Origin of the sequence: Microbacterium hominis, from assembly GCF_013282805.1 — a bacterium.
Lineage (GTDB): Bacteria > Actinomycetota > Actinomycetes > Actinomycetales > Microbacteriaceae > Microbacterium > Microbacterium hominis_B.
The window spans coordinates 2,263,761-2,288,580 of the sequence record NZ_CP054038.1; the positions used below are offsets into that span (position 1 = coordinate 2,263,761).

Consider the following 24,820-nt stretch of genomic DNA (forward strand, 5'->3'; position numbering starts at 1 on the left):
CGCCGCTCCCATCACGCGCCGACGAACATCCCTACGTACCAGCGAGCAATCGGCTCGCCGATGAAGATTCCGGTCCACGCTCCGGCGAGCATCCACGGTCCGAACGGAATCGCGGTCTTGCGGCCCGCGCGGCGCAGCGCGATGAGCGCGAGGCCGAACACACCGCCCCACACGAATGCCGCGAAGGCGCCGACGGCCAGGGCGCCCCAGCCGAGATAGCCGAGGTACAGCCCGATGACGCCCGCGAGCTTGACGTCTCCCCCGCCCATGCCGCCCGGCCGCGCCAGGCGCAGCACCAAGTAGAACCCGTAGAGCGCGGCCATGCCGATCCCGGCGCGCAGCAGCGCGCTCCACTCGCCGCTCAACGCCGAGGCGAGGGCGAGCAGGATGCCGCTCACGGCGTAGCTCGGCAGCACGATGGCGTTCGGCAGTCGGTGGGTGTCGAGGTCGATGAGCGTCAGCACGATCGAGATGGCGGCGAAGTACAGGTACGCCGCGAGCACGAGGCCCTCGCTCCAGGCGGCCGCTCCCGTGGGGAGCGCCACCGTGGCGGTGCCGCCGGCGGTCAGCAGGAACCACGCGACGAACGCGAATGCGAGCCCGGTCACCGCCTCGACGATCGGGTAGCGGGGCGAGATGGATGCCCGGCACGACGCGCAGCGACCGCGCAGCGCGAGCCAGGAGGCGACGGGCACGTTCTGCCACGGCCGCACCGGTGCGTCGCACTGCGGGCACCGGCTCTCACGGACGAGGGTGATGCCAGCGGGCACGCGGTACGCCACGACGTTGAGGAACGACCCGATCAGCAGACCGAGCACGCCGCTCACGACGACGAACAAACCCACCACGATCGCCACGGTCACCGCTCGGTCTGGAAGACGAGTTCGGAAAGGCGCTGCACGACAGTGCGGTTCTCGGCGACGCCGCCGGCACCGCGGATGCGGCAGCTGAGCTCTTCGAAGGCGGGCGTCCACGACATGTGCGCACAGGTGAACGTGCCGTTGACCACGCGGTTGCCGTCGTTGGCGGTGTAGAACTGGCCCGAGAAGTTGGCGGACACCGTGCCGTTCAGACCGCACGGCGTGTAGACCATCGTGCGCGGAGCGATCGTGACGGCGCCGGTCTTGAAGGTGTCGTGCGTGCCCGACTGGCAGTGGGGTTCCGGCTCGCCGGTCGTCGCATTGACGGCCGTCGAGGAGTCGGCATGCACGAACAGCAGTTCCGGCGTACCTGCGCCGATCGTGATGTTCGCTGTGATGTCGACGATCATCTGCATCGCCGCCGGCACCATGAAGATCGCGTCGCGCTTGAGCGTGGTGGCGGCGTCGATGTCGATGTTGAGCTTCTTGGGGTTGTTGCCGGTGCCGCACGCTGACATGTCGATGTAGAGCGGGATTCCTGCGGTGTTCAGCTTCGAGCGGATGGTCGCCATGTCGCACGTGGCGAGGTTCTCGACGGTGCCCCAGTTCTGGTTCGAGAGGTCCAGCCAGGTGGTGACGTCTCGGACCCACTCGAGCGTCGGATCGTAGACGGGATCGGGCCCGTTGGAGGTGGTCGCGCCGGTGACAGTCCATTTGGAGTCCACGGTGGCGGTGCTCTTGGCGACCACATCGCCGCCAACGAGGCTCTGCGTCGAACCCGTGCCGTCGAGTGTGATCTTGGCGCCGGAGTGGATCGAGCCCGCAATCTGGTTGTCGTTAGCGGGCAACGACACATCGCCGCCGGCGATGATGTCGCCGCCGATACGCACGCCCTGGCTGTTGGAGGTCACGGTGCCGCGGGCGAAGATGCTGCCGGTGATCTTGCAGCCGGTGGAGAGCTTCACGCTCCCCCGCACGACCCACAGGTCGCCCCGGATGTCGGAGGCGTTGCTGCAGTCGAAGACCGCGTTGTTCTCGCGGATCACCAGGTCGCCCTCGTAGGTGGAGCCGGTCGCCTTGAACGTGCCGTCGAAGTACGCGAGGGTGCCGCCGGGCTGCTCGCTATAGGTGACCTGCCACGGGTACACGGAGTCGATCGTCGAGGTGGAGCCGTCGGGGCCGGTGCCGACCGAGTGAATGAGCACGAACGTCGTCGTGTCCGTAGGGCAAGCGTTGGCGGTGAGGCCAGGGCTCGACGGGCTGGTCGGTTCGGCACCGGTGGTGGTGTACACCGTGGCGGTGAAGTCGGGGGCCGTGCCGGTCAGGGGTGCTGCGATCGCACACGCGTTGGCGACCTGGCCGACGGCGAAGTCGCGGCCCGACTCTGCGGCGACGAAGGCGTCGAGGTTGTCGCTATTCTGCGCGTTGGCGCGGATGGTGAACATCACCGACGCGGCAATGATGCTCGCCACGATGAACCCCACGATCATCACGACGACGACCGAGACGAGCACGGCGCCGCTGTCGTCGCGCGCGCCCTCGCGCACGTCGCGCTGCAGGCGGCGGAGGCGGTCGATCACCAGCATGGCGAACTCACTCCTGTCGTGGGGGTGCGGGTGGAGGCCTCTCCGGCGAAGCGCACCGGCGCGGACTCGGTGGTGATGTCGAAGGTGTAGGTGACGGTGTCGCCCGCGGCGGCGAAGAAGGCCGTGGTGCCGCGTGCGGCGATGCCGGTCTGCCACGCGGGCCACGCCGACGCGTCGCCGGTGAGGGCGCCCGACGAGGTGGTGAACCGCGCCGAGTCGGCGGTGAGCCGGAAGCCCTGGCACCGCAGCGACCCGTCGAGCGTGGTGCGCACGCGAAGTTCAGTGCCGCCGGAGGACACCTCGAACTCGATCGCGTTGCGCATCGCGCGTTCAATCGTGGAGCCGATGAGCTGCCCGCGGGTGGTGGCCTGCGAGACGCTCGTCACCTCCTCCTGGGTCTTCCAGGAGTTGACGAAGATCATCACGATCGCCCCGACGACGATCCCGCTCACCACGATCGCGACGATGAGCTCGATCAGGCCGAGCCCGGCGTCGTCGCGATCGCGATGGGCGGAATGCGTCATGGGATGTAGATCAGTGCTTTCGTCGTGGCGAGCACGTCGCCGCTCGAATCGGCGACCTGCAGGTCGAGGGACACGGTGGTCGCAGACGCGCAGGTGCCGACGGTGCCGGTGCTGGTGAGCGTCGACCCCTTGCCGTCGGTGACTGCCCGGCTGGATGCCACCGAGGCGAGCCCCGCGCAGCTGTGCAGGTCACGCGCCTCTTCGACGAGGGCGTTGAGGTGCCGCGTCGCGGTGGCCGTCGACGACTGCTGCGACGAGAGCATGATTCCCTGCCACAGCGCCGGCAGGAGCGCCACCGCGATGATCGCGAGGATCAACATCGAGACGATCACCTCGATGAGGCCGAAGCCCTCCTGCCGGTTCACGTTGGTGTGCTTACGGGGTGGGGACGGGGCAACCAGGGCCGGAGTTGGCGGCCTTGAGGTCCTTCGCCGTGCCAGTCACGCAGAACGTGTCCAGCTGAGATCCAGTGATCGAGGTCGCGACGAGCTTCAGCTCGGCGGGCTTGTTGGGTTCGTTCGTGAAGTTGGTGAAGTTGATCTTGGTGAGATCAACGGTCGGGTCCTTCGCGATTTCAGCAGCTACCTGCGACGCGGCGTTGGCCGTAATCGTCTCGAGCGCCTGCTGGCTTGCCGTCTTCTGAAGTCCCAGGAACACTGGCACCGCAATGGCAACCAGAATGCCGAGGATCACGATCACGACGATGAGCTCGATGAGCGAGAAGCCGTCTTCGCGGCCCTCTTCCTCGCGGCGGGCCTTTTCGGCCGCGATGTAGTTCTTGATGAATGCACGCATGTGCGCTCTCCCCATTTGAGTGTTGACATGAGTCAGCTCTGACGCACAACGATGCCGCCCACAGGCATATCCGGTAATGCGATCCCAGCGTCAGAGCTGGGTCGAGATGCGCACGCTTTCGGGTCGCGCGAATCCCCTCCCGAAGAAGATCATGAGAGAAATCTCATGTCGTTGTCAACGTGGCCGCTCAGGCTCCTATCAGGGAAACCTCAGGATTCTCCATGGAATCGACGAGCACCCCAGATGAGACCCGGTTTCAGCCGTCGAGCACGTGCAGCCGCACGACGACAGCCCCTCCGTCGACGAGGTGCTCGGCATCCCGCACCGCCTTCTTCAGCGGCAGCACGTACGAGCCCGATTCCTTGTCGGGGAAGATCGAGGTCGCCCATTCCGACCCGCCCACGCGCGCCCGCACCCGCACCGATCCGAATCCGCGGTGGGGCCGCGGGATCTCGCGGATCTCGGCGCTGAGCTCCGGCGGCACGGAGGTGAAGTACCAGGAGGCGTCATCGCGGGCATCCCAGCGGAACACCTCGCCGTCGAACTCGATGATCATGCGCCGCCCACCCAGGCCGCGTGGCGGTCGATGAGCCGCTGCAGGCAGCCGCTCCAGCCTTCGACGTGGCTCGCGCGCTCGTCGGCGGTGAGGAACCCCGCGTGCGCGACCCGCAGCCGCGTGGAATCGTCGGCGGCAGGCTCGAGGCCGATCTCGACGTCAGTGGCGTGCTCCTCGCCCTCCCAGCGCCACTGCAGCCGCAGCATCCGGGGCGCCTCGAGCGCCACGATCACGCCGGCGACGGCGAGGGATGCCGGCCCCGACCGCACCTCGTACGCGCCCTCGACGCGCAGGTCGATCCGGGCCTCGGTCTGCATGCGCTCCGGCCAGAACCAGGCGGCGAGGGCGATCGGGTCGGTGAGGTCGTTCCAGACAACCTCGATGGGCGCGTCGACCAGGGCTTCCTCGATGAGCTCGAGCATGGTGTCACCCTACGGCCGCGGCTAGTCTGCCGCCATGGCCGAGCCCCTCACCGCGGAGCGCGATCGACTGCGGATCGTGCCCGCCAACGAGGCTTCGTGGGACGACCTGCAGGCGATCCTCACCGGCCCCGCGCACGCGTGCCAGTGCGAGCGGCAGCGCCTCGGCGACCACGACTGGTGGCACATGCCCGTGAGCGAGCGCGCGGCGATACTGCGGTCGGAGGCGCACTGCGGCGATCCGCGCGCGGAGGCGACGATCGGGCTCGTCGCGTACCTCGACGACGAGCCGGTCGCGTGGTGCGCGGTCGACCGCCGCGGCGTCTACGGCCGCCTGCGCGGGTCGCCCGTGCCCTGGAAGGGCCGCGACGAGGACAAGGACGACCCGTCGGTGTGGGCGATCGCGTGCGTGATCGTGCGCAAGGGGTTCCGCGGGCGGGGCTTCACGTACTCACTGGTCGCAGCGGCCGTCGAGCACGCGCGGGCGCGGGGTGCGGCATCCATCGAGGGCTACCCCATGCTCACCGAGGGGCGGCAGGTCATCTGGGACGAGCTGAACGTCGGCCCGCTCGGCCCGTTCCTCGCCGCCGGGTTCACCGAGGTGTCGCACCCGACGAAGCGTCGCGTGGTCATGCGCCTCCCGCTGGCCGAGTAGGCCGCCCCACCGCCCTTCGTCTCGGTCGCTGCGCTCCCTCGCTCAGGGACCGATCCGGCGGGCGAACCTCTCACGGTGGTCGAGTAGGCAGCGAAGCAGCCGTATCGAGACCCGACACCGAAAACCGACATATGTACGAAACTGGCCGGTGAAACGGTCCACTGCCTTCAACTCTTGAACTCGCTCGCCATAATGGTTACCGTCTTGTAAGTAAGCGGCAGCCGCCGCGCGACTCCCTCAACGATGAAGGACCACCGCATGACAGCACGACACCCCCGCGCCAGGCAGCTGGCCGCGGTCACCGCCGGCATGACGCTCCTGCTCGGAGCGCTCATCGCCACTCCCGCCGCAGCGGCCCCGCCGCGCGCGGTCGACCCGTTCGCGCCCGATCTCGGGCCGAACGTGACGATCTACTCCCCCGACACCCCGATCGCGCAGATCCAGTCCGAGCTCGATGCGCTGGCCGACCAGCAGCGCGACGCCGAGATGAGCACGAACCGCCAGTCGGTGTACTTCCTCCCGGGCACCTACGGCAGCGCCGAGACGCCGCTGCAGTTCGAGGTGGGCTACTACACGGAGGTCGCCGGGCTCGGCGCATCGCCCGACGACGTCACCATCGTCGGCGCGCCCGAGGTGTACAACCGCTGCCTCACGCCCGACAACTGCATCGCGCTCGTGAACTTCTGGCGGACCCTCGCCAATCTCAAGGTCGAGGTGAACAAGGCAGGACAGGACGGATGCCGCCAGTCGGCCATGTTCTGGGCGGTCTCGCAGGCCGTCTCGCTGCGCCGCCTCGACATCGAGCTCGGCGCCACGCCGCAGTTCTCGCTCATGGACTACTGCACCGCAGGGCCGCAGTTCGCCAGCGGCGGCTTCATCGCCGACTCGCGTCTGCCGCTCACGATCAACGGCTCGCAGCAGCAGTGGCTCACCCGCAACAGCGAGGTCGCCGAGTGGAGCAACGCGGTGTGGAACCAGGTCTTCTCGGGCGTCGTCGGCGCCCCCGACGACTCCACCTTCCCGACCCCGCCCTACACGACGATCGAGAACACCCCGATCAGCCGTGAGAAGCCGTACCTCTACGTCGACGACGAGGGCCGGTACAACGTGCGGGTTCCCGCCGTGCAGCACGACTCGCGCGGCGTGAGCTGGGCTGACGGGCAGACGCCGGGGCGCAGCATCCCGATCACGGACTTCTTCATCGCGGAGCCCGGTGATTCCGTGAAGGACATCAACAACGCGCTCGCCCGCGGTCAGCACCTGATCCTCACCCCCGGCGTCTACGACATCGCGCAGACCATCGAGGTCAAGCGTGCCGACACGGTCGTGCTCGGTCTCGGGCACGCGACGCTCACCGCGGTGGGCGGTGCGGTGCCGATGGAGGTGAAGGATGCCGCCGGCATCGTCATCGCCGGTGTCACGATCGACGCCGGAACGGAGCTGTCCCCGGTGCTGCTGCGGGTCGGCAAGCAGGCCGGCGGCCAGCCGCAGGGCGCCGAGAACCCGATCACGCTGAGCGACGTGTACTTCCGCGTCGGCGGCCCGCACATCGGCAAGACGACGACCGCGCTCGAGATCAACGCCGACAACGTGCTGATCGACCACACGTGGGTGTGGCGCGGCGACCACGGCGTGGAGGGCTTCACCGAAGGCGTGAACGGCGACACCGACCGGTGGAACACCAACACCGGACTCAACGGCGTGATCGTCAACGGCGACAACGTGACCGCGACCGGCCTGTTCGTCGAGCACTTCCAGCAGCACAACACGCTGTGGAACGGCGAGAACGGCCGCGTGATCCTCTACCAGAACGAGCTGCCGTACGACCCGCCCACCCAGGCGGACTGGACCCAGCCCGACGGAACCCTCGGCTACCCGGGCTACGTCGTCGCCGACGACGTGACCACGCACCGCCTCGACGGGGCCGGCGTGTACGTGTTCAACCAGAACAATCCTTCGATCGTCACGGCAAACGGCTTCTCGGTTCCCGAGACGCCCGGGGTGCAGCTGCACCACATCATGACGGTCAACCTGTCGGCCGGCACGATCGAGCACGTCATCAACGGCGTGGGCGGTCAGGCCGACAACACCAACACGGGAACCCCGCAGTTCATCGCGGAGTATCCGCTGCCGTAGACCCCAGCGGCAGGTCCGGCGAAGGGCGTCCCACCAGCGGTGGGGCGCCCTTCGCGCGCTTCGCGGGCTCGCTCAGAGACCCCAGGACATGAGCGAGCGCAGCAAGACGAAGGGCCGCACGCCCGCCGTCACCACTGCGGGTGGATCGCCGCCCGCAGCCGCTCGTCGTACACCCGTCGCACCGCCGCGTCGAAGCCCGACAGGTCGACGCCCTCGTCGAGCAGCGCCGCCGCGTCGGCGTTCTTCTGCGCCTGCGACACATTTCGCGCGCCCGGGATCACCGAGGTGACGCCCTCGAGGCCCGCGATCCACGCGAGCGTCGCCGCCGGCAGTGGCACGCCCTCGGGCAGCGCCTCGGTCAGCTCTGCGACCGCGGCGAGCCCCACTTCGAAGTCCACGCCCGAGAACGTCTCGCCGCGATCGAACGCCTCGCCGTGGCGGTTGTAGGTGCGGTGGTCGTTCGCGGCGAACGTCGTCTGGGCGGTGTACTTTCCCGACAGCATCCCCGATGCGAGCGGCACGCGGGCGAAGATGGCGACGCCGGCCGCCGCGGCGGCGGGCAGCACCTCATCGAGCGGCTTCAGCCGGAACGGGTTCACGATGATCTGCACGTTCGTCACGTGCGGACGAGCGATGGCGGCGAGCGCCTGCGCGCACGTCTCCACCGACACGCCGTACGCGGCGATCGTGCCGTCGGCGACGAGCGCGTCGAGCGCGTCGTAGGTCTCATCGGCGGTGATCACGGCGGTGGGAGGGCAGTGCAGCTGCACGAGGTCGAGGGTGTCGACCCCGAGGTTGCGCCGCGACCGGTCGGTCCACGCGCGGAAGTTCTCGGGCGTGTAGTTCTCGGGCTCCTGCGCGAGCCGGCGCCCCATCTTGGTGGCGACCGTCACGCCGTGCCCGGACCGCGCGGCAAGGAACCGCCCGATGATCGTCTCGCTGCGTCCGTCGCCATAGACGTCGGCGGTGTCGAAGAGCGTGACGCCGTGATCTATGGATGCCGCGAGCACGGCCTCCGCGTCGGCTTCGCTCACCGCTCCCCAGTCGGCGCCGAGCTGCCAGGTTCCGAGTCCGATCGCTGACACGTTGTGGCCGGTGCGGCCGAGAGGTCGTTGCTGCATCCCCCCAGCATCCCACCCTCACTCGGCGATGACGACGGGGGTGCCCAGCGGCAGGGCGGCGAGCGCGGTGATGGCGGCGGGGTCCACGCGGATGCAGCCGTTGGAGATCGCCCCGGAGCGCTGGTCGTGGTAGTGGAACGCCGTCACCGCGACATCCGCGCCGCCGAAGCCGTCGAGCGTCGGCGACTGCACCGACAGGTAGACGATGGGATGCCCGCGCGTGTACCAGTACTCCTCCACGACGCGGGTCGTCATGATGTAGGTCCGGCCGAGCGGGGTCGGGGTGGCTCCGGTGCCCCAGCCGAAGTCGGTGGCGATGCGCTCGGCGACGCCGTCGCGCACGATGTCGACGGTTCGGTCGGAGATGTCCACCCGCACCTCGACAGCCGAGGGCGCGATCGTGACGTCGGCCACCCGCAGCCATCCGGTCACCTGCGCGGGATTCCCCTGCGAGGGCACCGCCTGGCGCCCGGTGAGCAGCACCTTCACCCAGTACGGCTGCTTCTCGACGATCGGCACGGTCGTGCCGTCGAATGCGTACTCGCGGGGCAGGTACGCCACCGGCTCACCGGTCGGGTCGGCCCACACGGGCGCCCCTTCGCCCGCGGCGGTGGCCGTCTCCCCGGTGGGCGCCGCATACGGGGCGTCGTCGACGGCGAGCGCGGGGATCACCGCGAACACGTTCACCTGCGGCAGCATCGCGCTCTGGTAGCTCGCCGTGTTCTCGGCGAACCCGGCCGGCGTGGGCGTGGGCGTCGGCGACGGGGTCGGGGTCGGTGTGGCCGTCGCGGTGGGCGTGATCGAGGGAGTGGATGCCGCCACCGGCGCATCCGCGCGCGGTGTCGCGACCGCGATCGCGACGACCACGCCGACCACCAGCGCGGTCAGGGCTCCGAGCCCCAGGCGCAGAGGCCACCGGCGCGCGCGGGCGCGCTCGCCCGCGGCATCCCCTGGTTCACCCATGCGTCCATCGTCGGCCGTGGCGCGCGCCGCCGCAACCGCGCGGCGCGTGGCGGGTCACCCGGAGACGTGCCGGGCGGCGAGCCAGCGCACCATCTCAGGGTCGCGGTGGTCGAAGAACTGCGACCTCGCCTCGTCGAGGCCGGCGATCTTTCCGATGGACCGTCTGCACCCAGTCCATCGCAAGAGCCGCGCCCGAAACAGTGAGGGGCTATCCGTGTACGGGCAGTACCTCCCTTTCGAGGGGTCCGCCACCTACGGTGAGCACATGGGCCATCGCATCCGTCCCGCCCCTCGCGCGCTCGCGCGTTCTTCGCGGGCGTCCTGCTGATGAACGCCGTGCCGCATGGTCTTGCCGCCGTGCAGGGGCGGCCGTTCCCAAGTCCGTTCGCCTCGCCGCCGGGTGTGGGCATGTCGCCGCCGCTGGTCAACGCGCTGTGGAGCAGCGTGAACGCCGGCGCCGGGGTGTGGATGCTCCGCCCTGCCCGCGGCGAGCGCGCGGCATCCACCTCCTGGCCGACGGTCGCAGTCGGCGCCTTGGCGATGATGTTCGTGCTCGCCGGCTGGTTCGGGCGCGCCGCCGAGCGATCCCGGCCCTGAGCGCACCCTAGGATCGGGCGAGTGACCTCCGGCTCGCCTCGCACCTTCCGCCCGTCGGCCCCGCGCGGGACCACACCCGCGCGCCCCCGTGATCTGTCCCGCCCCCTGCCGGCGGCGCTGAGCTGGAGCGTGCTCGGCGGTTTCGTCGCGGGCTTCGCGATCGCGTTCGAGATGTTCGACCTTCCGATGTGGATGCCGCTCCTCTACGCGGGCGTGAGCCTCGTCGCGTTCGCGGCGTACGGCATCGACAAGTCCGCCGCGCGCCGGGAACACCGGCGAGTCTCCGAGAGCACCCTGCTCACCCTGGGACTCCTGTGCGGTTGGCCCGGCGCCGTCGTCGCGCAGCAGCTGTTCCGCCACAAGACGCGCAAGCGCTCGTTCCGTCGCGCGTTCTGGCGCACCGTCGTGTGGAACGTGATGCTGCTGGTGGTGGTGGTCGTGGCCGCGCAGCGCGGGGTGTTCACGCTGCCCGAACTCCCGTTGTTCGCGTAGCGCGCCGTCGCGCGGCCCCGCGCCACGCGCCCCTGCGCTCCGGCGCTCCTGCGTCCCGCCGCTCCTGCGCTCCTGCGGAGATCTGCACTCGTGCGGAGCGTGCGGGCCGTTCGCCTCCGCACGAATGCGGATCTCCGAAGCTGTGCGGCGCCCGGCGCGGCATCCCGAACCCGCCCGAACCCGCCCGAACACGCCCGAACCGCCGTCGCGGCGATCAGGGACGTCGCGGCTCCTGTCGCTGGGTCACCGCGGCCGCGGTGACCCAGCCGCCGGTCGCCACCGCCACCATCACCGCGTAGACGAGGAGGTCGCGCGGGTCGAAGACGGTGCCGAGCACCAGCATCGCGGGCGGGAACACCGCGCCGAGCGCGAGCGGGATGCCGGTGAGCTGGAACAGCTCCACCCCCGCGCACCACGCGAGGGCGATCGCGCCCGCGAGCACGGGCGCCAGCCGTGGCGCGATCGCCGCCACGAGCGCGAGCGCGGCGAGCGCATACAGTGCGTCGCCGGCGATGTCGGTGGCCGCGGTGTCGGGCAGCAGCGTGTGCACCGCGAGCCCGGTGGCGATGCAGCCGCCCAGCAGGATCGCCGCGACGATACATCGCTGCGCGGACGGGATGCCGGCGGGCTCAGGCTCCTGCATCCCCTCACGGTAGCGGGGTCGAGGTGATTGTCGAACCTTGCTGCGCATATCGTTAGTCGATATATTCCTAGCGGGAAACGATAGGAGAAGGTGCATGCGCGGTCTGCTGGTTCTCGTGACGAAGATCCTCATCGTGGTGCTGTTCGCCGCGCTGCTGGCCTGCCAGGTGTGGGTCGTGCCGGCCGTCGCGGGAGGATTCGCCCGGACCGCACCCGAGTTCGCGGCGCTCGAGGTGCCCGGCATCCTCCTGATCGGGGCGCTGCTGCTGTGCGTCCAGGTCGTGCTGGCGTGCGTCTGGCGACTGCTCACCCTGACGGCACGCGAGCGCATCTTCGACGACGCGGCCTTCCGGTGGGTCGATGCGATCATCGTCACCGTCGTGGCCGCCGATGCGCTCATCGTCGTCGGGCTGGCTGTGCTGAACGGGGCGCGCGCCGGGAGCCCGATCATCGGGGTGACCGGGATCATCGCCGTCATCGTGGCGACGGGGATCGCGCTGGTGGTCGTCGTGCTGCGCGGACTGCTGCGGCAGGCGACCCGCCTCACTCAGGAGATGGCGGAGGTGGTGTGATGGCGATCGCGATCGACCTCGATGTTGCGCTGGCCAAGAAGAAGATGAGCGTGGCCGAACTCGCCGCGGCGATCGACATCACCCCCGTCAACGTCTCGGTGCTGAAGAACGGCCGGGCCCGCGCGGTGCGGTTCTCCACGCTCGACGCCATCTGCCGCGTACTGGAGTGTCAGCCGGGCGACATCCTCCGCTGGGTGCCCGACGCCGTCGAGGTTCCCACGGACGCCCGCGGGTGAGACCGGCGACTCGCGCGGCGCTGCGGACCGGCACCGTCGTGGCCGGCGTTCTCGTCATCGTCGCCACGATCCTCCTGTGCGGGGGCGCGTTCCTGGTGGTCGTGCTGGGAGTGGGCACCGGGTACGGTCCGCCGAGCACGGCAGCAGGGTGGATCGACGCCGTCACGCGGTCCGCCCACACCCTGCTGCACACCTCGGCGACCCTCGCCGTCGCGCTGATCATCGCGTGCGCGATCACCGTGCTCGCGGCGTTCCTGCGCAGCACGCCCTGGATCGTCGTCGGCGGCGTGTGCGGCATCCTGCTCGGCCTGACACAGCTGGGAGTGGCAGCGGCGAACTCCGAGATGGACGCCCTCGCCTCCCGCGCCCGCGAGGCGGTCGGAAGCGCAACGACCGCCGAGCCGCTGCCGCGTGCGGAGCCCGAGCCGAAGGCGCTGACGGTGCCAGAGGCCCGCGCCGAGCTGGCGCGGATGGTGGATGCCACGCTCGAGGCCGCTCAGGGGCCGGTCGTCTCCGACACCGGCGCGCCGATCGACCCGGACGACGTCGAGATCCGCTCCACCGCGTGCGGGGAGACGGGTGCGCGCCTGGGAGCGACGCTGACGCTGCGCACCAGCGACAACAGCGCATCCCTCGCGCGCATCCTCGCCGTGTGGGACCGCGCTGGCTACCTGCCCGATCGCGCCATGCAGGAGGACATCCGCTACAGCACCACCCTCCCGCTGGAACGGATGTCGATCCGCGACACGACGACGATCGACGGACTCCTGCGCATCGGCATCGCCAGCGCCTGCGCGGTCGCGCCGGGGTGACCTGGAACCTCGCGGCGACGACTGGGAGGATGGCGACATGGAGGTCCGTCCGTACCGCTCCGCCGACGAGGACGCCGTGCTTGCGCTGTGGGCGCAGATGCCGGAGTTCGTGCCGGCGCCGATCCACCGCGGCACCCTCCGCCTCGGCGGCGCGTACGACATCCACGTCGTGGCGATGGACGGAGAGCGGATCGCCGCCTACGGCGCCGGCTTCCGACCGCCCTGGGCGACGCAGGACGGCATCGTGTTCGTCCGCGTGTCCGTCGACAGCGACCACCGCGGCGACGGCCGGGGCTCGCGCATGTGGGAGATCGTCCGTGCCGGGCTGGGGCCGGCGAAGACCCTGATGTGCGCGGTGTCGGATCTGGACGAACGTTCCCTGCACATCGCCCAGCACTGGGGCTTCGAGGCGATCCAGCATCCGATCGAGAGCGCCATCACCTGGACGGAGCGGCCCTCCGCGGCCGTGCTCCCCGACGGGTACCGGTTCGAGATGCTCGACGATGTGCGGAACGTCGACCGGCCGGACCTCGACCGGCTGCTCTCCCGCGCCGACACCTCGCCCGAGTCCGCCGTGATCGGGGTTTCTCAGGTGGCGGGCTTCGCGGCGAGCTCCTACCCCGTGCTCGCGCTCGTCGTGCACGACGCGGCCGGCCCCGCCGGCGCGATCTTCGTCACGGGTGAGGGGACGGACGCCGATGTGCTGCTCACCGCCGTGCATCCCGACCATCGCCGCCGCGGGCTGGCGCGAGCGCTCAAGCAGGAGATGCACCGCGAGGCGTTCGAGCGGGGCTTCCGGCGACTGGCGACGTCGAACGAGGCATCCAACACCGGAATTCGCGCGCTCAACCGGGAGATGGGCTACGTGCGGGTGCGCGGCGCGCACCGGCTGCGACTCGACCTCTGACGGCGGCGAGCGCGGCGAGCGCACCTCAGCGCGAGGCGGGCGCGCGCACTTCTTCTCGGGCGGGCGCGACATCGACGAAGGTGTCGTGGAAGTCTCCGCCCCCGCCCGCGTCGCTGAGCCCGTCGGGGGTCAGCGCGTTGGCCGACACGCCCTCGGCACCGCGCGCCCAGCCCGACGGGAGCGCGACGACGCCCCGCCGCACGTCGCCCACGTGCGCCTTCGCCGGCACGCGCGCGCGGTCGTTGACCACCTCGACGCGGTCGCCGTGCGCGATGCCTCGCGCGCTCGCGTCGTCGGGGTGGATCGCGACGGTCAGCTCGCCTTCGGCCTTCGTGTGCCACGCCACGTGCGCATAGCTGGAGTTCAGGAAGTGCAGCGATCCCTTCGCCGTGATCAGGTGCAGCGGCCATCGCGCCTTCGCGGGGGCGCCGGGTCGCATCGACGGCGGCACGAAGGCGCACCTGCCGTCGTCGGTGGGAAACCCGCCGTCGGAGAACGGCGTCGCCCCGCGCTCGGAGTGCAGCTGCGCCCAGCCGTCTCGTTCGAGCCGCTCGCGGGTGATGCCCATGCTCCGGAACTGGTCGCTGTCGAGGGCGATGTCGAGCATCTCGTCGTCGGTGAGGTAGAGGTCGTCATCGTCGAGACCGACCGCCGCCGACAGCCGCCGGAAGAACTCGGTCGTCGGCACGGCTTCGCCGAGCGGCGCGATGGCCGGCGTGTTGAGGGCGATGTGGTCATGACCCCATGACCACATCAGATCCAGATTCTCCACCTGCGTCGTGGCGGGCAGAACATAGTCGGCGTAGCGCGCGGTGTCGGTGAGGAACTGCTCGTGCACCACCGTCAGCACGTCGTCGCGGCTCAGACCCGCGATCGTGAGGCTCTGATTCGGCATGGTGACCACCGGGTTCGCGCCGTGCACGATCACCGCGGTGATCGGCGGATCGAGGTCGGGGTCGTTGAGAGCCGCCCCGATCTGGATCATATTGACCGACCGGGTTCCCGGCGGCGTCAGGTCCTCGCGCTCGAGTCGCTCGGTGTTCATCGCGCCCCAGTGCAGGCCGGCTGTGAGGAACAGCAGTCCCCCACCGCGGTGGCGCCAGGCGCCGGTCACCACCGGCAGATACGCGATCGTGCGGAAGGTCTCGGCCCCGAACGCGCGATGCTCCATACCGACGAGCAGACGGATGCACGACGCGGGCGTGGACGCGTAGGCATGAGCGAGCCGCTCGATCTCCTCGGGGGGAACGCCGCAGATGTCGGCCACGCGCTCGGGTGTGAACTCGTCGAGCCGCGCGGCGAACTCGGTGAAGCCGGTCGCATGGCGCTCGAGATAGTCGGCATCCTGCAGTCCGTCGCGCACGATCACGTGCATCAGGCCCATCGCCAGGGCGGTGTCGGAGCCGGGAAGCGGCTGGATGTGCCAATCGGCCGACCGCGCGGTGCGCGTCGTCGCCGGATCGATCACGACGACGGTCGCCCCCGCCGCCTGGGCCTCGCGGATGAAAGGCCACAGGTGCACATTGGTGACGATCGTGTTGGTGCCCCACAGGATGATGAACCGCGAGTGGCGGATCTCGTCGGGCAGGAGCCCGACGTTGGTGCCGATCGCCTGTGCGACTCCGGCCGATCCGGTCGAGGCGCACACCGCGCGCACGAGCCGTGAGGCGCCGATCCGTCCGAAGAAGCGCGAGCCCGGCGTCTCCCCCTGCAGGAGGCCCTGGGTGCCCATGTAGCTGAAAGGGAGCACAGTCGTGCCGCCGTGACGGTCGATGCGCTCAGTGAGACCGGCCGCGATCTCGGCGAGCGCCGTCTCCCAGGAGACCTGCTCGAACGTGCCGGATCCCTTCGGGCCGGTGCGCCGCAGCGGATGGAGCACCCGCGCATCGGAGTACACGCGGTCGAGGTAGTGGTTGACCTTCGCACACAGGCTGCCGCGGGTGTGCGGATGATCGGCGTCGCCCTTCAGGCGCGTCGCACGACCGTCCTGCACGGTTACCTGCCACGCGCAGGTGTCCGGGCAGTCGTGCGGGCATGCGCCGCGGACGATGAGGGGAATCGACTGGACCATCTGGACACCTCCGGGTGTGTCTTCGACGTCACGCAAGGGCGGTCATGCGGGTGGCAGCGCTCTCCTCGACCGTATCGGGCCTGTCAAGCCCCCCGGCCCCGGAACGGCGCGCGGAGCGGTATACAGGTGCCAGGGCGGTGCGCATGTATCCCGTCCGGCGCTCGCGCGCTCTTCATCTCCGACACAGCGACACAGCGAACGACAGGAGCTGATCATGGATGCGTCGCCAGAACCGCCGTCCGGCCTGCGGCGTGGACTCGCCGTTCCCGCGCTCGTGGCCCTGGTCGCGCTGACCGGGTGCGCGGCGTCGACCTCGTCACCGGCGGAGAGCGCGAGCGCGTCCCCCGCACCGCCCCTGCTGGATGCCGGAGAGCGGGCGCTCGACCCCGGCACGTACCGCATGGAGCCGTCGCAGCTTCAGAACGCGGCCTTTCCGACCGTGATCGTCACCGTGCCGGAGGGCTGGACCTCCGTTGACGGGTGGGCCATTCACTCGGAGAACGTGGGCGTATCGCTCTGGAACGTCGACAAGGTGTTCGGTCACCCGTGCCAGTGGCAGGGCACGGCGTTCGCGCCGGGAGACACGGCCGACGACCTCGTCGCCGCGCTCGTCGAGGTTCCCCTGCGCAACCCCACGACTCCGGAGCCGGTCGAAATCGACGGTCGCCCGGGCACCTACTTCGAGTGGAGCGTCCCGAGCGATATCGCCCACGACGGCGACGGCTTCCCCGACTGCGACTCCGAGAACGGTCAGCCCCACGACTTCGTCAGCTGGACCGGAGTCGGCACGCCGTCGCTGCGGTATCACCAGGGCCCCGGCCAGGTCGACTACGTGTGGGTGCTCGACATGGACGGCGAGCGCATGGTCATCGACGCCTACTCGATGCCGGATGCCACCGACGAGGCGATCGCCGAGATCCACGACATCGTCTCAACGATGCGCTTCGTCGACGGTTGACCGGGGCGGGTTCGGTCGAAGGGTCGCCGGCGCTTGCTCATAACGACTGCGCGCGGGATTATGAGTAAGTTACATTTCTCATAATAATGTGGAAGGCGATGATGACCACCGTGCCCCCGGCCGAGCCCTGGCCCGCGCTCGCCTGGGAGAAGCAGACGTGGGTGCCGAGCACCGTGTGGGGCGTCGACGCCGAACGCGCCCCCGGCGGGCTCCCCTACCGTTCGGCGCTGCCCGCCCCCATCGCGCAGTTGCACCCGGCGCCGACGTCGGAGACCGGTGCGGCCGCCGACGCCGCCGCACGGGAGCTGAGCCGCCTCGACGCAGAACTGGGCGGGCGCGTCGCAGCCTTCGCGCCCGTGCTGCTGCGCTCGGAAGCCGCGTCGTCATCGCAGATCGAGAACATCACCGCATCGGCGCGGGCGATCTTCAGCGCCGAACTCGGCGCGAAGACGAGCCGCAACGCCGAAATGATCACCGCGAACACCCGGGCGATGAGCGCGGCGATCGAGCTCGCCGATGACGTGACCCCCGGCACGATCGCCCGCATGCACGAGGTCCTGATGACGGGCCAGTCGCGGCACACGCCCGGCCTCTGGCGCGATGAGGCTGTCTGGATCGGCGCGCGAAGCGACACCCCGATCGGCGCGGAGTTCGTCGCACCGCACCATTCGCGCATCGAGGCGCTCCTCGCAGACGTCACGGCGTTCTCGCGGCGCGTCGACATCGCGCCGCTCGTCCAGGTGGCCGTCGCCCACGCCCAGTTCGAGACGATCCACCCGTTCACCGACGGCAACGGCCGCACCGGGCGGGCGCTGGCGCAGTCGCTGCTGCGCTATCGCGGCGTGACCCGGAATGTCGCTGTGCCCGTATCGGCGGGTCTTCTCGCCGACGTCGAGGGATACCACCGCGCGCTCAGCGCCTACCGCGACGGGGATGTCTCCCCCATCGTCACTGCTTTCGCGGATGCCACCCTGCGCGCAGTCGGGAACACGCGCACGCTCGTGGCTGAACTCGATGAGATCCGCTCGAGCTGGAACGAACGCCTTCGCGTACGCCGCTCCAGCAACGCGTGGAAGCTGCTGGATGTGCTCCTGCGGCGCCCGGTGCTCACCGCGGCGGCGGCGGCGGCCGAGCTCGGCGTACAGCAGCCGAACGTCTACCCTCCGCTGGCGGCGCTCGTCGACGCCGGCATCCTGATCTCGAAGGCCGAGCATCGCCTCGGACCCTTCTGGCGCAGCGAAGACGTCCTCACCGCGATCGACGACTTCGCCGAGCGCGCCGGCCGTCGAGAGGCCCGCTGACACGCGGCGATCCGTGCTCTCCCCCTGGGTTGCCCCGATCTTCGGCAGGATGGTCGCCATGGGCCTCCCCTGGGACTTCCATCCGCTGAGCGGCGAGCGCATTCATCTCGATCTGCTGCGCGATGACGACCTCGAGCCGCTGTATGCCCTGCAGTCCGATCCCGAGGTGTGTCGATATCTCCTCTACGAGCCGCGGTCCCGCGAGCAGGTGGCCGACGTGCTGCGACGGGATGCCGCGGCCACCCGCCTGGAGAGTCCCGGAGACTATCTGCAGCCCGCCATCCGTGACGCCGACGGGCGATTCTGCGGAACGATGTACTTCGAGCTGCACAGCGCCGAACCGGACCGCACGGCCGAGATCGGCTGGATCCTGCTGCCGCAGGCCCAGGGTCGGGGGTACGCGTGGGAGGCCGCCGCCCTGCTGCTCGATCTCGCGTTCGGCGAGCTGGCGCTGCACCGGGTGTATGCGGAGCTCGATCCGCGCAACGACGCGTCCGTCGCTCTGTGCCTGTCGCTCGGGATGCGGCTCGAGGGCCGGTTCGCCGAGCACATGTGGCTCAAGGGCGAGTGGACCGACACCGGCCACTACGCGATCCTCGAACGGGAGTGGCGCGCAGCGCGCGGCTGACGGGACGCGATGCAGGGCCGGGTGCTCAGCGGTCGATGCGGACGACCTCGTACTCGGTGTCAGGTGTCGGCACGACATCGAACCGGGCATTGGGCAGCAGGAGACTGGACCCGAATCGGGCGACGGTCGTCGGAACACGGAAGGCCGGATCGGTGAGCGTCTCCACCAGCACGCCTGTCGTTCCGCTCGCGTTCAAGCGGACGACTGCCACCTGGTTCAGCTGATTCTGCACGACGTAGAGCGTGCGGCCGACGACGAGCAGGCCGTCCCCGGCGGGCAGTGATGCGCCGCCCAGGTCGACGGCGGTCGCCTCGCCGGTGTCAGGATCCACGCGGAAGAGTGTCGCCGTCGCGGACTGGATCACCAGCAGCGCCCTGTGGTCGGGCGTCTCGACGATCCCGTTGGCGTTGAAGCTCGGCTGCTGAACCCACTCGCCCGTCAGGGGCACGGTCACGGGCGCGTCGGGAAGCTCACCAGACGGACCGATCGGGAGGAAGGAGAGCTCGGGAGCGAAGCTGTTGGTGAACCATGCGCCGTGCCGGGTGAGGATGACGTCATTGATGAACGGCGTATCGCTCGCGAGCTCGAACTCGGCGATCAGGCCTCCCGTCGTCGCGTCGATCACGCGCGCGGTCCCGGTGGGGCCGCCTGCCACGAACAGGCGTCCGAACTGATCGATCTTCAGCCCGACGGAAGGGGTGCCGGGGCCCTCGCTGATGATCTCGCCCTCGCCCGTGCGCACGTCGACGGCGTAGATGTCGCCGTCGGCGAGCGAGCCGAGGTACGCGGTGCCGCCCGGACCGATCGCGATGCCCTCGGGCTGGAAGCCGTCGGGCAGCGGGATGATGTCTTCGACCGCACCACCTCCTCGTGACGGTTGCGCCCCGTAGGCGGCGCCCGCGGTGACCACGAGCAACCCCGTCAGGGTGAGAGCGGCGAATGTACGTGCAACGCTGCGACCGGACATGGGCACATGGTACGTCCGATCGGGCCGTGATATCAGACCCCCGCGTGGCCTCGCCCAGGCGTCCTCGCTCGGATGATCCGCGCGGGGATCGACGCGGCGCCGTCAGGGCGCACTGGCCGGGTGGGCGTCGGCGTCGTACGGTGAAGTCGTCGACGCCGGAGAACGGAGCCACCCGTGAGCGAACGCACCCTCGAGCTGCCGGAGGTCGATCTCGTCTATGACGTGCACGGACCGCTGCCGACCGCGGACGGCCGGCCTCCGCTGGTGATGATCGGCCAGCCGATGGATGCCAGCGGGTTCCAGGCCCAGGTGCCGCTGTTCGCCGATCGCACGGTCGTGACCTACGATCCCCGCGGCCTGGGCAGGAGCACGCGCAAGGACGGAGAGGTCACGAACGAGCCCGAGATCCAGGCTCAGGACGTCCACGCTCTCATCGCGTCCCTCGGGGCCGGCCCCGTGGACATGCTGGCGAGCAGCGGTGGCGCGGTGACAGCCCTCGCGCTGGTCACCGCACACCCCGGCGATGTGGCGACTCTCGTCGCCCACGAGCCGCCGATCGACTGCGTCCTGCCGGATGCGGCAGCTGTTCAGCAGGCGAGGGAGGCCTACACCGCGCTGTATGAGGACAAGGGCTGGGGCGCGGGAATGGCCGGCTTCATCGCGCTGACCTCCTGGGAAGGCGAGATCACAGACGAGTACCTCTCGCAGCCCGCACCCGACCCGGTCGCCTTCGGGCTGCCCGCAGACGACGACGGCCGGCGAGACGATCCGCTCCTGTCCGACCGGTCCTGGGCGGTCACCCACTACCGACCCGACCTCGATGCGCTCCGGGTGGCGCCGACCCGGATCGTCATCGCGGTCGGAGAGGAGTCGGTGAACGTGTACACCGGCCGGACCGCGATCGCCCTCGCCGAACAGCTCGGTCAGCAGGCGACCGTCTTCCCCAGCCACCACGGCGGATTCATGGGCGGCGAGTTCGGCTACGCCGGCCAGCCCGAGGCCTTCGCGGCCAGACTCCGCGAAGTCCTGGATGCCTCTCCCTCGCCGCGCACGTGAACGGATCGACTCAGGCCGCAGGACCGCCACGACGTCTGCTCCGGCCCTGCCATCGTCCGGTTGTGTGAGACGGAGTATCGTCTGGGCCGGAGGGAAGTTGTCATGCCGACATCCGAGATCGTCGATGCCTGGTTCGAGGAGTACGAGAATCCCCAGAAGGACCTGGTCGATGCTGTGAGGCGAGTCGTCCTCGATACCGACGATCGCGTGTCAGAGACGATCAAGTGGCAGGCGCCGACGTTCGTGTACCAGGGGAACATCGCGTCCTTCTTCCCGAGATCTCGGGCGCACGTGAGCCTGATGTTCCATACCGGGGCGTCACTCCCCGACCCCGAAGGCATCCTCGAAGGTGACGGCGCAACATCCCGCGTGGCGAAGTTCACAGATGCCGCAGACCTCGCGAAGAAGACCCACCCGCTTCAGGAACTCGTGCGGGCATGGATCCGCGCGAAGGACGGCGCCTCGCGGTAAGGACCGCGTAGGCCTGCCCGGGATCCCACCGGTCGAGCGCGCGACCTGTGCCGGCGGTCGTCCTCCTGGCACGATTGACCCATGCATGCGATGGTCGGACGCGATCGGGCCGTTCCCAATCTCCCGTCTCGCGACTTCGACGTGACCGAGGCGTTCTACGGCGGCTTCGGGTTCGATCGCGAGTTCCGTGACGACGGATGGATGATCCTCGTCCGCGGCGAGCTGCGCCTGGAGTTCTTCCCGCACCCGGACCTCGACCCCGCGACCAGCAGCTTCATGTGCTCGATCCGGGTCGCCGACGTGCACGAGCTGTACGGGGCCATCCGGCATGCCGGAGTCCACGAGCGAGCGGCGGGGATGCCGCGGCTGCAGCCGGTTCGCATGCAGGAGTGGGGTCTCAGAGCCGGGTATCTGATCGACCCGGACGGCACCCAGCTCGCGCTGATCGAGCAGCCGGCAACGATGTGAGCGAGCACGCGCGCCCGACATGGTCGTCGCACCGCGCGAGAACTCACCAGAAGTCCACAACGCGCCGCAACCGGCGCCGAGTGATGCCCCCTCCTCCGGAGGGCGGGCAAATGCCCGATAGACGGCCGTCGCTGTGCTGGGTACCGTGTCCTCACCGAGCCCGAGACAGTGTTGCTTGCGGCCATTCTGGAGGAGCCCCTGATGATAGCCCTGCGCCGACTCCCCTTCCCCCTGGCCGCCGCCCTCGTCGTGGCGCTCGCCCTGTTGCTCGCGCTCCCGCTGATGGGGGCGAAGGGGGGCAATTCTGCAACCGCGAAGGCATGTCTGAAGGGCGGGTGGGAGAGCCTGTCCGCCGGCGCAACTCCATGGATAGGGTTCACGTCGGAGGATGAGTGTGTCGCCGCGGGGGCGAAGGGCGCCGCACTCGTCCCCACCAGCGAGTCGGCGGCACAGTGCCTCGACGGCGGCTGGGCGGAGCTCGCCACCATCCTGAACGTCCCGTTCACCGACGAGGGCGCGTGCATCGCCTACGGTGTCGGGGGCGGCAGCATCGTGTCGCACGTCGCTGTCACGTTCAATGCCGTCTTCACCGGAGACGATCGCTCAGCGTGCACGCTCTACGCCTCGGTCGACAGCCGCGACGTTTTCCTGACGGTCCGATTCAGGTGGGCGGTCGATACCGCGCCCGACTCCGTGGACTATTCCGGAATCGGTGCGTTCGTGCCCGGCGTGCCCACCGCGGTGGGCACCTTCCCCGCGACCGGCACGAGCGAGATCCGGATCTACAAGGTGGAGGTTTCGGGCGGCGCGCAGTTCGATCCCAGCGGATTCGTGATGTGCACGGACCCGTAGGTGCCGGTATAGCCGAGTGACACGGGATCCGGTGCCCCGGCGACGTCTCCTAGAGTGGTCGGATGCGCCACCGCCTCACCTTTGCCGCAGCGGTTCTGGCCGCCCTCGCCCTGACCGGATGCGCCACCGGTCAGACGCCCGCGAGCGCGCCCGCGCCGGCAGTGGCAACCACGCCCGAGCCGGCAGCGGCAACCACGCCCGAGCCGACCTCGCCCGCCTCCGACGTCGTCGCATCAGGAAGCAACGACGAGCAGGCACGTGCTCAGGCCCAGTCATGGCTTGACGACATCTCCCTCCCGCCGGGCACGTCGCCCGCCAGGTCCAACGTCGCCTCGTTCTCCTCCTATACCGGCTGGCCGTGCGGGCCGGTCTCCGAGCTCGAGGCGTTCTGGCTCGTCCCCGACGCCACCCTCAGCGACACCGCCGACTGGCTCGACGCGCACCCCGCCGGTGGACTCCGCTCAGTGTGGGGAGTCCATAGGCCCGACAGTATGGACAGCGACGGGATGACCCTGGGGTACATCCCGGAAGAGGGCGCTCAGGAGGGAATCGTGTACACCCTCCTGACCGTCCCCCGCGGCATCGCTGTACGGGCCGAGATCGCAGCCCAGACCTTTGATGCCTCCTGCCCCGAGCTACCCGATGGCGGCCAGTACGGGGCGCCCGGGATGGGGTGAGGCGACGGCAGCTCAGGCGTTGGCGAGGGCCGCTGCCCAGACGCCTTCGTGCTCTGTCACATACTCGGCCGCCGCTCGCCAGTGATCACCGTGGCCCTCGACATACATGGTCGCCCACGGTTGACGACCGGCCGCATGAGCAGTGCGCAGGAGGTCGTGCATCGCTTCGGTCCGCTGCGCCATGGCCTTGGGCAGCGCTTCGCGAAGTCCTCGATCAGCCCCGTACCCGTCGACGAGCGCTGCGAGGCGTTTCGCCGCGAGGATCGGTGATTCGTCGACGTCGTTGAGTGCGAAGGCCTGAGCGGCATAGGCGAGGTCCCACAGCCGAGTGCTCGGACCCGCGCCATCCCAGTCGATGAACACCCACCGCTCACCGACGATCAGGTTCCACGGAGCGAGGTCGTTGTGGCAGATCAGATCGGCATCCCGCGCAGGGATGAGGACGTCCCACGGGTCCGCGGGCACCCCCATCTGCTCCGCTGCGTCGTGGATCGCACGAATCAGACGACCGACCCTGCCGAGATCGGCGACGCCGAGCGGCAGCAGCTCCTCGGCGAGCCGGCCGGGCACGAACTCGATGATCTGCCGGCCGACGTCATCCCGACCCAGGACCCGCGGCACATCAACCCCACTCTCCACCAGCAGATCGACGAAGTCGGAGACCTGCCTGGCAGTCGACGTCCACGGCTTGCGCACCGTGTCGCCGACGCGGACGACCGCCGCTGTGGCATTGCCGCCCTCGAGCGGAAGCTCGCGATCACTCACCGAACCACGGTATCGATCAGACGGGACCGCACACACCGGCCCAGAGTCCCGGTCGGCACTTCGCGGCCACGATGGCCGCACGGTCGATTCCGTTCCTGAGGCGGTCCCCGCCTGGGGATCCTCCGCGCACTCGGCTCGGGGCACCCCTGAACGCCCGGTCGCCCGGTGCGCTCAGAGCTCGGCCGCGAAGGCGGCGGCGAGCATGCGCAGATCATCGATGCGGCGGTCGCGCGCAGCATCCCGATCGAAGCCCTCGTACGCGAGGGGCGGAAGCCGCCGCACGTTCGTCGAGCATTCGAAGCCCTCGCAGATGAGCGTGCCGACCGCATCGCCCTTCCGTCCCGCGGGCCCCGTGCGCTTCGCGACGTAGAGCACCACGTCGTTGGGCAGTGTCACATCGCGACACCACGAGCACTGGGCTCGCGCGTTCGGCTTCGCGTCGGCACGCCGCAGGAGGATGCCGGTGACCGCGCCGTTGAGGTCAGGGATCATCAGGTACGCGCGACGGGCGAGCTTGGGATCCTGCCAGCCGAGGTAGTCGAGGCGCTCCCAGTCGAGGGTCTCCAGGTCGGGCGGCAGGGTGAGCATCGACACCTCCTTGCGGGAGGCGTTGCAGAAGGATCCACGGATGACCTGTTCAGTCAGGGGAAGCATGACGCGGTGCCGATCGTCGGTGCGCGAGAGCGCGATGTCGGGAGCGGGATCATCGATCCGGCATCCCGCAATCCTACGT

Annotated in this window: 30 protein-coding genes; 16 read left to right on the plus strand and 14 right to left on the minus strand. The window is 69.7% G+C overall.

Features of this window, described 5'->3' with window-relative positions:
• Positions 1-11: 11 nt before the first annotated feature.
• The 7 genes from HQM25_RS17825 to HQM25_RS10240 all read right to left on the minus strand — a co-directional run bounded on the left by HQM25_RS17825 (position 12) and on the right by HQM25_RS10240 (position 4,743).
• Positions 12-863, minus strand: coding sequence for a prepilin peptidase (locus HQM25_RS17825; RefSeq protein WP_254359261.1), 852 nt, complete (start codon positions 861-863; stop codon positions 12-14).
• Complete coding sequence (locus HQM25_RS17830; protein WP_254359263.1) at positions 860-2,446, minus strand: hypothetical protein; 1,587 nt, start codon at positions 2,444-2,446, stop codon at positions 860-862. The genes HQM25_RS17825 and HQM25_RS17830 overlap by 4 nt, the downstream gene beginning before the upstream one ends.
• Positions 2,437-2,970 (minus strand): PilW family protein, encoded by a 534-nt coding sequence (locus HQM25_RS10220; protein ID WP_172990139.1) that lies wholly within the window; start codon positions 2,968-2,970, stop codon positions 2,437-2,439. The genes HQM25_RS17830 and HQM25_RS10220 overlap by 10 nt, the downstream gene beginning before the upstream one ends.
• Positions 2,967-3,335 carry a type IV pilus modification PilV family protein gene (locus HQM25_RS10225; RefSeq protein ID WP_172990140.1) on the minus strand — a complete coding sequence of 123 codons (369 nt, stop codon included), beginning with the start codon at positions 3,333-3,335 and terminating at the stop codon, positions 2,967-2,969. Before HQM25_RS10225 ends, HQM25_RS10220 begins: the two co-directional genes overlap by 4 nt.
• A gap of 10 nt (positions 3,336-3,345) precedes the next feature.
• Complete coding sequence (locus HQM25_RS17965; protein WP_172990141.1) at positions 3,346-3,765, minus strand: type II secretion system protein; 420 nt, start codon at positions 3,763-3,765, stop codon at positions 3,346-3,348.
• A gap of 256 nt (positions 3,766-4,021) precedes the next feature.
• Entirely contained in the window at positions 4,022-4,321 is a 300-nt protein-coding gene (locus HQM25_RS10235) for a DUF1905 domain-containing protein (RefSeq protein WP_172990142.1), read from the minus strand.
• Positions 4,318-4,743, minus strand: a complete 426-nt coding sequence (locus tag HQM25_RS10240) for an SRPBCC family protein (RefSeq protein ID WP_172990143.1) — start codon at positions 4,741-4,743, stop codon at positions 4,318-4,320. The genes HQM25_RS10235 and HQM25_RS10240 overlap by 4 nt, the downstream gene beginning before the upstream one ends.
• 34 nt (positions 4,744-4,777) lie before the next feature.
• Between HQM25_RS10240 and HQM25_RS10245 the strand changes: the two genes are divergently transcribed.
• The gene (locus tag HQM25_RS10245) at positions 4,778-5,395 is read left to right on the plus strand and encodes a GNAT family N-acetyltransferase (RefSeq protein WP_172990144.1); all 618 of its coding nucleotides are present in this window, start codon (positions 4,778-4,780) and stop codon (positions 5,393-5,395) included.
• Positions 5,396-5,653: 258 nt separating this feature from the next.
• A complete protein-coding gene (locus HQM25_RS10250) occupies positions 5,654-7,531 on the plus strand; it encodes an adenylyl cyclase (RefSeq protein ID WP_172990145.1) in 1,878 nt (625 codons plus the stop codon).
• A 128-nt stretch (positions 7,532-7,659) separates the two neighbouring features.
• Here the strand turns inward: HQM25_RS10250 and HQM25_RS10255 are convergent, their stop codons facing one another.
• Together HQM25_RS10255 and HQM25_RS10260 are read right to left on the minus strand one after the other, a co-directional pair.
• On the minus strand, positions 7,660-8,652 hold the full coding sequence (locus HQM25_RS10255; protein ID WP_172990146.1) for an aldo/keto reductase: 993 nt from the start codon (positions 8,650-8,652) through the stop codon (positions 7,660-7,662).
• A gap of 18 nt (positions 8,653-8,670) precedes the next feature.
• Positions 8,671-9,615, minus strand: coding sequence for a L,D-transpeptidase (locus HQM25_RS10260; protein ID WP_172990147.1), 945 nt, complete (start codon positions 9,613-9,615; stop codon positions 8,671-8,673).
• A 327-nt stretch (positions 9,616-9,942) separates the two neighbouring features.
• Here HQM25_RS10260 and HQM25_RS10265 point away from each other — a divergent pair, with 327 nt between their 5' ends.
• Both HQM25_RS10265 and HQM25_RS10270 read left to right on the plus strand, forming a co-directional pair.
• Positions 9,943-10,212, plus strand: coding sequence for a hypothetical protein (locus HQM25_RS10265; RefSeq protein ID WP_172990148.1), 270 nt, complete (start codon positions 9,943-9,945; stop codon positions 10,210-10,212).
• Between the two features lie 21 nt (positions 10,213-10,233).
• Positions 10,234-10,704, plus strand: coding sequence for a DUF1294 domain-containing protein (locus tag HQM25_RS10270; protein WP_254359264.1), 471 nt, complete (start codon positions 10,234-10,236; stop codon positions 10,702-10,704).
• A 214-nt stretch (positions 10,705-10,918) separates the two neighbouring features.
• Here HQM25_RS10270 and HQM25_RS10275 read toward each other — a convergent pair whose 3' ends face one another.
• A complete protein-coding gene (locus HQM25_RS10275; RefSeq protein WP_172990149.1) occupies positions 10,919-11,347 on the minus strand; it encodes a DUF2809 domain-containing protein in 429 nt (142 codons plus the stop codon).
• Positions 11,348-11,441: 94 nt separating this feature from the next.
• Here HQM25_RS10275 and HQM25_RS10280 point away from each other — a divergent pair, with 94 nt between their 5' ends.
• From HQM25_RS10280 to HQM25_RS10295, 4 genes are read left to right on the plus strand one after another with little or no spacing between them, the layout of a single operon-like run.
• Positions 11,442-11,918, plus strand: a complete 477-nt coding sequence (locus HQM25_RS10280) for a DUF2975 domain-containing protein (protein WP_172990150.1) — start codon at positions 11,442-11,444, stop codon at positions 11,916-11,918.
• The gene (locus HQM25_RS10285; RefSeq protein ID WP_172990151.1) at positions 11,918-12,154 is read left to right on the plus strand and encodes a helix-turn-helix domain-containing protein; all 237 of its coding nucleotides are present in this window, start codon (positions 11,918-11,920) and stop codon (positions 12,152-12,154) included. The genes HQM25_RS10280 and HQM25_RS10285 overlap by 1 nt, the downstream gene beginning before the upstream one ends.
• Positions 12,151-12,966 carry a hypothetical protein gene (locus HQM25_RS10290; protein ID WP_172990152.1) on the plus strand — a complete coding sequence of 272 codons (816 nt, stop codon included), beginning with the start codon at positions 12,151-12,153 and terminating at the stop codon, positions 12,964-12,966. The genes HQM25_RS10285 and HQM25_RS10290 overlap by 4 nt, the downstream gene beginning before the upstream one ends.
• A 37-nt stretch (positions 12,967-13,003) precedes the next feature.
• Positions 13,004-13,873 carry a GNAT family N-acetyltransferase gene (locus tag HQM25_RS10295; protein ID WP_172990153.1) on the plus strand — a complete coding sequence of 290 codons (870 nt, stop codon included), beginning with the start codon at positions 13,004-13,006 and terminating at the stop codon, positions 13,871-13,873.
• A gap of 25 nt (positions 13,874-13,898) precedes the next feature.
• Here HQM25_RS10295 and HQM25_RS10300 read toward each other — a convergent pair whose 3' ends face one another.
• Positions 13,899-15,944, minus strand: coding sequence for a molybdopterin-containing oxidoreductase family protein (locus HQM25_RS10300; protein ID WP_172990154.1), 2,046 nt, complete (start codon positions 15,942-15,944; stop codon positions 13,899-13,901).
• A 214-nt stretch (positions 15,945-16,158) separates the two neighbouring features.
• Between HQM25_RS10300 and HQM25_RS10305 the strand changes: the two genes are divergently transcribed.
• The 3 genes from HQM25_RS10305 to HQM25_RS10315 all read left to right on the plus strand — a co-directional run bounded on the left by HQM25_RS10305 (position 16,159) and on the right by HQM25_RS10315 (position 18,831).
• Positions 16,159-16,902, plus strand: a complete 744-nt coding sequence (locus HQM25_RS10305; RefSeq protein ID WP_172990155.1) for a hypothetical protein — start codon at positions 16,159-16,161, stop codon at positions 16,900-16,902.
• Between the two features lie 101 nt (positions 16,903-17,003).
• Positions 17,004-18,203 carry a Fic family protein gene (locus tag HQM25_RS10310; protein ID WP_172990156.1) on the plus strand — a complete coding sequence of 400 codons (1,200 nt, stop codon included), beginning with the start codon at positions 17,004-17,006 and terminating at the stop codon, positions 18,201-18,203.
• Between the two features lie 58 nt (positions 18,204-18,261).
• A complete protein-coding gene (locus HQM25_RS10315) occupies positions 18,262-18,831 on the plus strand; it encodes a GNAT family N-acetyltransferase (protein ID WP_172990157.1) in 570 nt (189 codons plus the stop codon).
• Positions 18,832-18,856: 25 nt separating this feature from the next.
• On the opposite strand, the gene HQM25_RS10320 is transcribed toward HQM25_RS10315, so the two are convergent.
• Positions 18,857-19,798, minus strand: coding sequence for an SMP-30/gluconolactonase/LRE family protein (locus HQM25_RS10320; protein WP_172990158.1), 942 nt, complete (start codon positions 19,796-19,798; stop codon positions 18,857-18,859).
• Positions 19,799-19,972: 174 nt separating this feature from the next.
• Here HQM25_RS10320 and HQM25_RS10325 point away from each other — a divergent pair, with 174 nt between their 5' ends.
• The 5 genes from HQM25_RS10325 to HQM25_RS10345 all read left to right on the plus strand — a co-directional run bounded on the left by HQM25_RS10325 (position 19,973) and on the right by HQM25_RS10345 (position 23,322).
• Entirely contained in the window at positions 19,973-20,854 is an 882-nt protein-coding gene (locus HQM25_RS10325; protein WP_172990159.1) for an alpha/beta fold hydrolase, read from the plus strand.
• A 102-nt stretch (positions 20,855-20,956) separates the two neighbouring features.
• Entirely contained in the window at positions 20,957-21,325 is a 369-nt protein-coding gene (locus HQM25_RS10330) for a DUF1801 domain-containing protein (RefSeq protein ID WP_172990160.1), read from the plus strand.
• A gap of 90 nt (positions 21,326-21,415) precedes the next feature.
• Entirely contained in the window at positions 21,416-21,793 is a 378-nt protein-coding gene (locus HQM25_RS10335) for a bleomycin resistance protein (protein ID WP_172991613.1), read from the plus strand.
• 168 nt (positions 21,794-21,961) lie between these two features.
• The gene (locus HQM25_RS10340; protein WP_172990161.1) at positions 21,962-22,645 is read left to right on the plus strand and encodes a hypothetical protein; all 684 of its coding nucleotides are present in this window, start codon (positions 21,962-21,964) and stop codon (positions 22,643-22,645) included.
• A gap of 62 nt (positions 22,646-22,707) precedes the next feature.
• Complete coding sequence (locus HQM25_RS10345) at positions 22,708-23,322, plus strand: hypothetical protein (protein WP_172990162.1); 615 nt, start codon at positions 22,708-22,710, stop codon at positions 23,320-23,322.
• Positions 23,323-23,334: 12 nt separating this feature from the next.
• Here the strand turns inward: HQM25_RS10345 and HQM25_RS10350 are convergent, their stop codons facing one another.
• Both HQM25_RS10350 and HQM25_RS10355 read right to left on the minus strand, forming a co-directional pair.
• On the minus strand, positions 23,335-24,018 hold the full coding sequence (locus tag HQM25_RS10350; RefSeq protein ID WP_254359268.1) for a phosphotransferase: 684 nt from the start codon (positions 24,016-24,018) through the stop codon (positions 23,335-23,337).
• 240 nt (positions 24,019-24,258) lie between these two features.
• The gene (locus HQM25_RS10355) at positions 24,259-24,741 is read right to left on the minus strand and encodes an FBP domain-containing protein (RefSeq protein ID WP_172990164.1); all 483 of its coding nucleotides are present in this window, start codon (positions 24,739-24,741) and stop codon (positions 24,259-24,261) included.
• Positions 24,742-24,820 lie beyond the last annotated feature (79 nt).

What these genes read in the sequence shown, in the direction of transcription:
- HQM25_RS10285 (WP_172990151.1), top strand. Translation starts at nt 11,918, where the DNA reads ATGGCGATCGCGATCGACCTCGATGTTGCGCTGGCCAAGAAGAAGATG.
- HQM25_RS10235 (WP_172990142.1), bottom strand. Translation starts at nt 4,321, where the DNA reads ATGATCATCGAGTTCGACGGCGAGGTGTTCCGCTGGGATGCCCGCGAT.
- HQM25_RS10245 (WP_172990144.1), top strand. Translation starts at nt 4,778, where the DNA reads ATGGCCGAGCCCCTCACCGCGGAGCGCGATCGACTGCGGATCGTGCCC.
- HQM25_RS17965 (WP_172990141.1), bottom strand. Translation starts at nt 3,765, where the DNA reads ATGCGTGCATTCATCAAGAACTACATCGCGGCCGAAAAGGCCCGCCGC.
- HQM25_RS10220 (WP_172990139.1), bottom strand. Translation starts at nt 2,970, where the DNA reads ATGACGCATTCCGCCCATCGCGATCGCGACGACGCCGGGCTCGGCCTG.
- HQM25_RS10275 (WP_172990149.1), bottom strand. Translation starts at nt 11,347, where the DNA reads ATGCAGGAGCCTGAGCCCGCCGGCATCCCGTCCGCGCAGCGATGTATC.
- HQM25_RS10305 (WP_172990155.1), top strand. Translation starts at nt 16,159, where the DNA reads ATGGATGCGTCGCCAGAACCGCCGTCCGGCCTGCGGCGTGGACTCGCC.
- HQM25_RS10310 (WP_172990156.1), top strand. Translation starts at nt 17,004, where the DNA reads ATGACCACCGTGCCCCCGGCCGAGCCCTGGCCCGCGCTCGCCTGGGAG.
- HQM25_RS10300 (WP_172990154.1), bottom strand. Translation starts at nt 15,944, where the DNA reads ATGGTCCAGTCGATTCCCCTCATCGTCCGCGGCGCATGCCCGCACGAC.
- HQM25_RS10260 (WP_172990147.1), bottom strand. Translation starts at nt 9,615, where the DNA reads ATGGGTGAACCAGGGGATGCCGCGGGCGAGCGCGCCCGCGCGCGCCGG.
- HQM25_RS10265 (WP_172990148.1), top strand. Translation starts at nt 9,943, where the DNA reads ATGAACGCCGTGCCGCATGGTCTTGCCGCCGTGCAGGGGCGGCCGTTC.
- HQM25_RS10280 (WP_172990150.1), top strand. Translation starts at nt 11,442, where the DNA reads ATGCGCGGTCTGCTGGTTCTCGTGACGAAGATCCTCATCGTGGTGCTG.
- HQM25_RS10315 (WP_172990157.1), top strand. Translation starts at nt 18,262, where the DNA reads ATGGGCCTCCCCTGGGACTTCCATCCGCTGAGCGGCGAGCGCATTCAT.
- HQM25_RS10255 (WP_172990146.1), bottom strand. Translation starts at nt 8,652, where the DNA reads ATGCAGCAACGACCTCTCGGCCGCACCGGCCACAACGTGTCAGCGATC.
- HQM25_RS10240 (WP_172990143.1), bottom strand. Translation starts at nt 4,743, where the DNA reads ATGCTCGAGCTCATCGAGGAAGCCCTGGTCGACGCGCCCATCGAGGTT.
- HQM25_RS10250 (WP_172990145.1), top strand. Translation starts at nt 5,654, where the DNA reads ATGACAGCACGACACCCCCGCGCCAGGCAGCTGGCCGCGGTCACCGCC.
- HQM25_RS10335 (WP_172991613.1), top strand. Translation starts at nt 21,416, where the DNA reads ATGGTCGGACGCGATCGGGCCGTTCCCAATCTCCCGTCTCGCGACTTC.
- HQM25_RS10320 (WP_172990158.1), bottom strand. Translation starts at nt 19,798, where the DNA reads ATGTCCGGTCGCAGCGTTGCACGTACATTCGCCGCTCTCACCCTGACG.
- HQM25_RS10330 (WP_172990160.1), top strand. Translation starts at nt 20,957, where the DNA reads ATGCCGACATCCGAGATCGTCGATGCCTGGTTCGAGGAGTACGAGAAT.
- HQM25_RS10295 (WP_172990153.1), top strand. Translation starts at nt 13,004, where the DNA reads ATGGAGGTCCGTCCGTACCGCTCCGCCGACGAGGACGCCGTGCTTGCG.
- HQM25_RS10355 (WP_172990164.1), bottom strand. Translation starts at nt 24,741, where the DNA reads ATGCTTCCCCTGACTGAACAGGTCATCCGTGGATCCTTCTGCAACGCC.
- HQM25_RS10345 (WP_172990162.1), top strand. Translation starts at nt 22,708, where the DNA reads ATGCGCCACCGCCTCACCTTTGCCGCAGCGGTTCTGGCCGCCCTCGCC.
- HQM25_RS17830 (WP_254359263.1), bottom strand. Translation starts at nt 2,446, where the DNA reads ATGCTGGTGATCGACCGCCTCCGCCGCCTGCAGCGCGACGTGCGCGAG.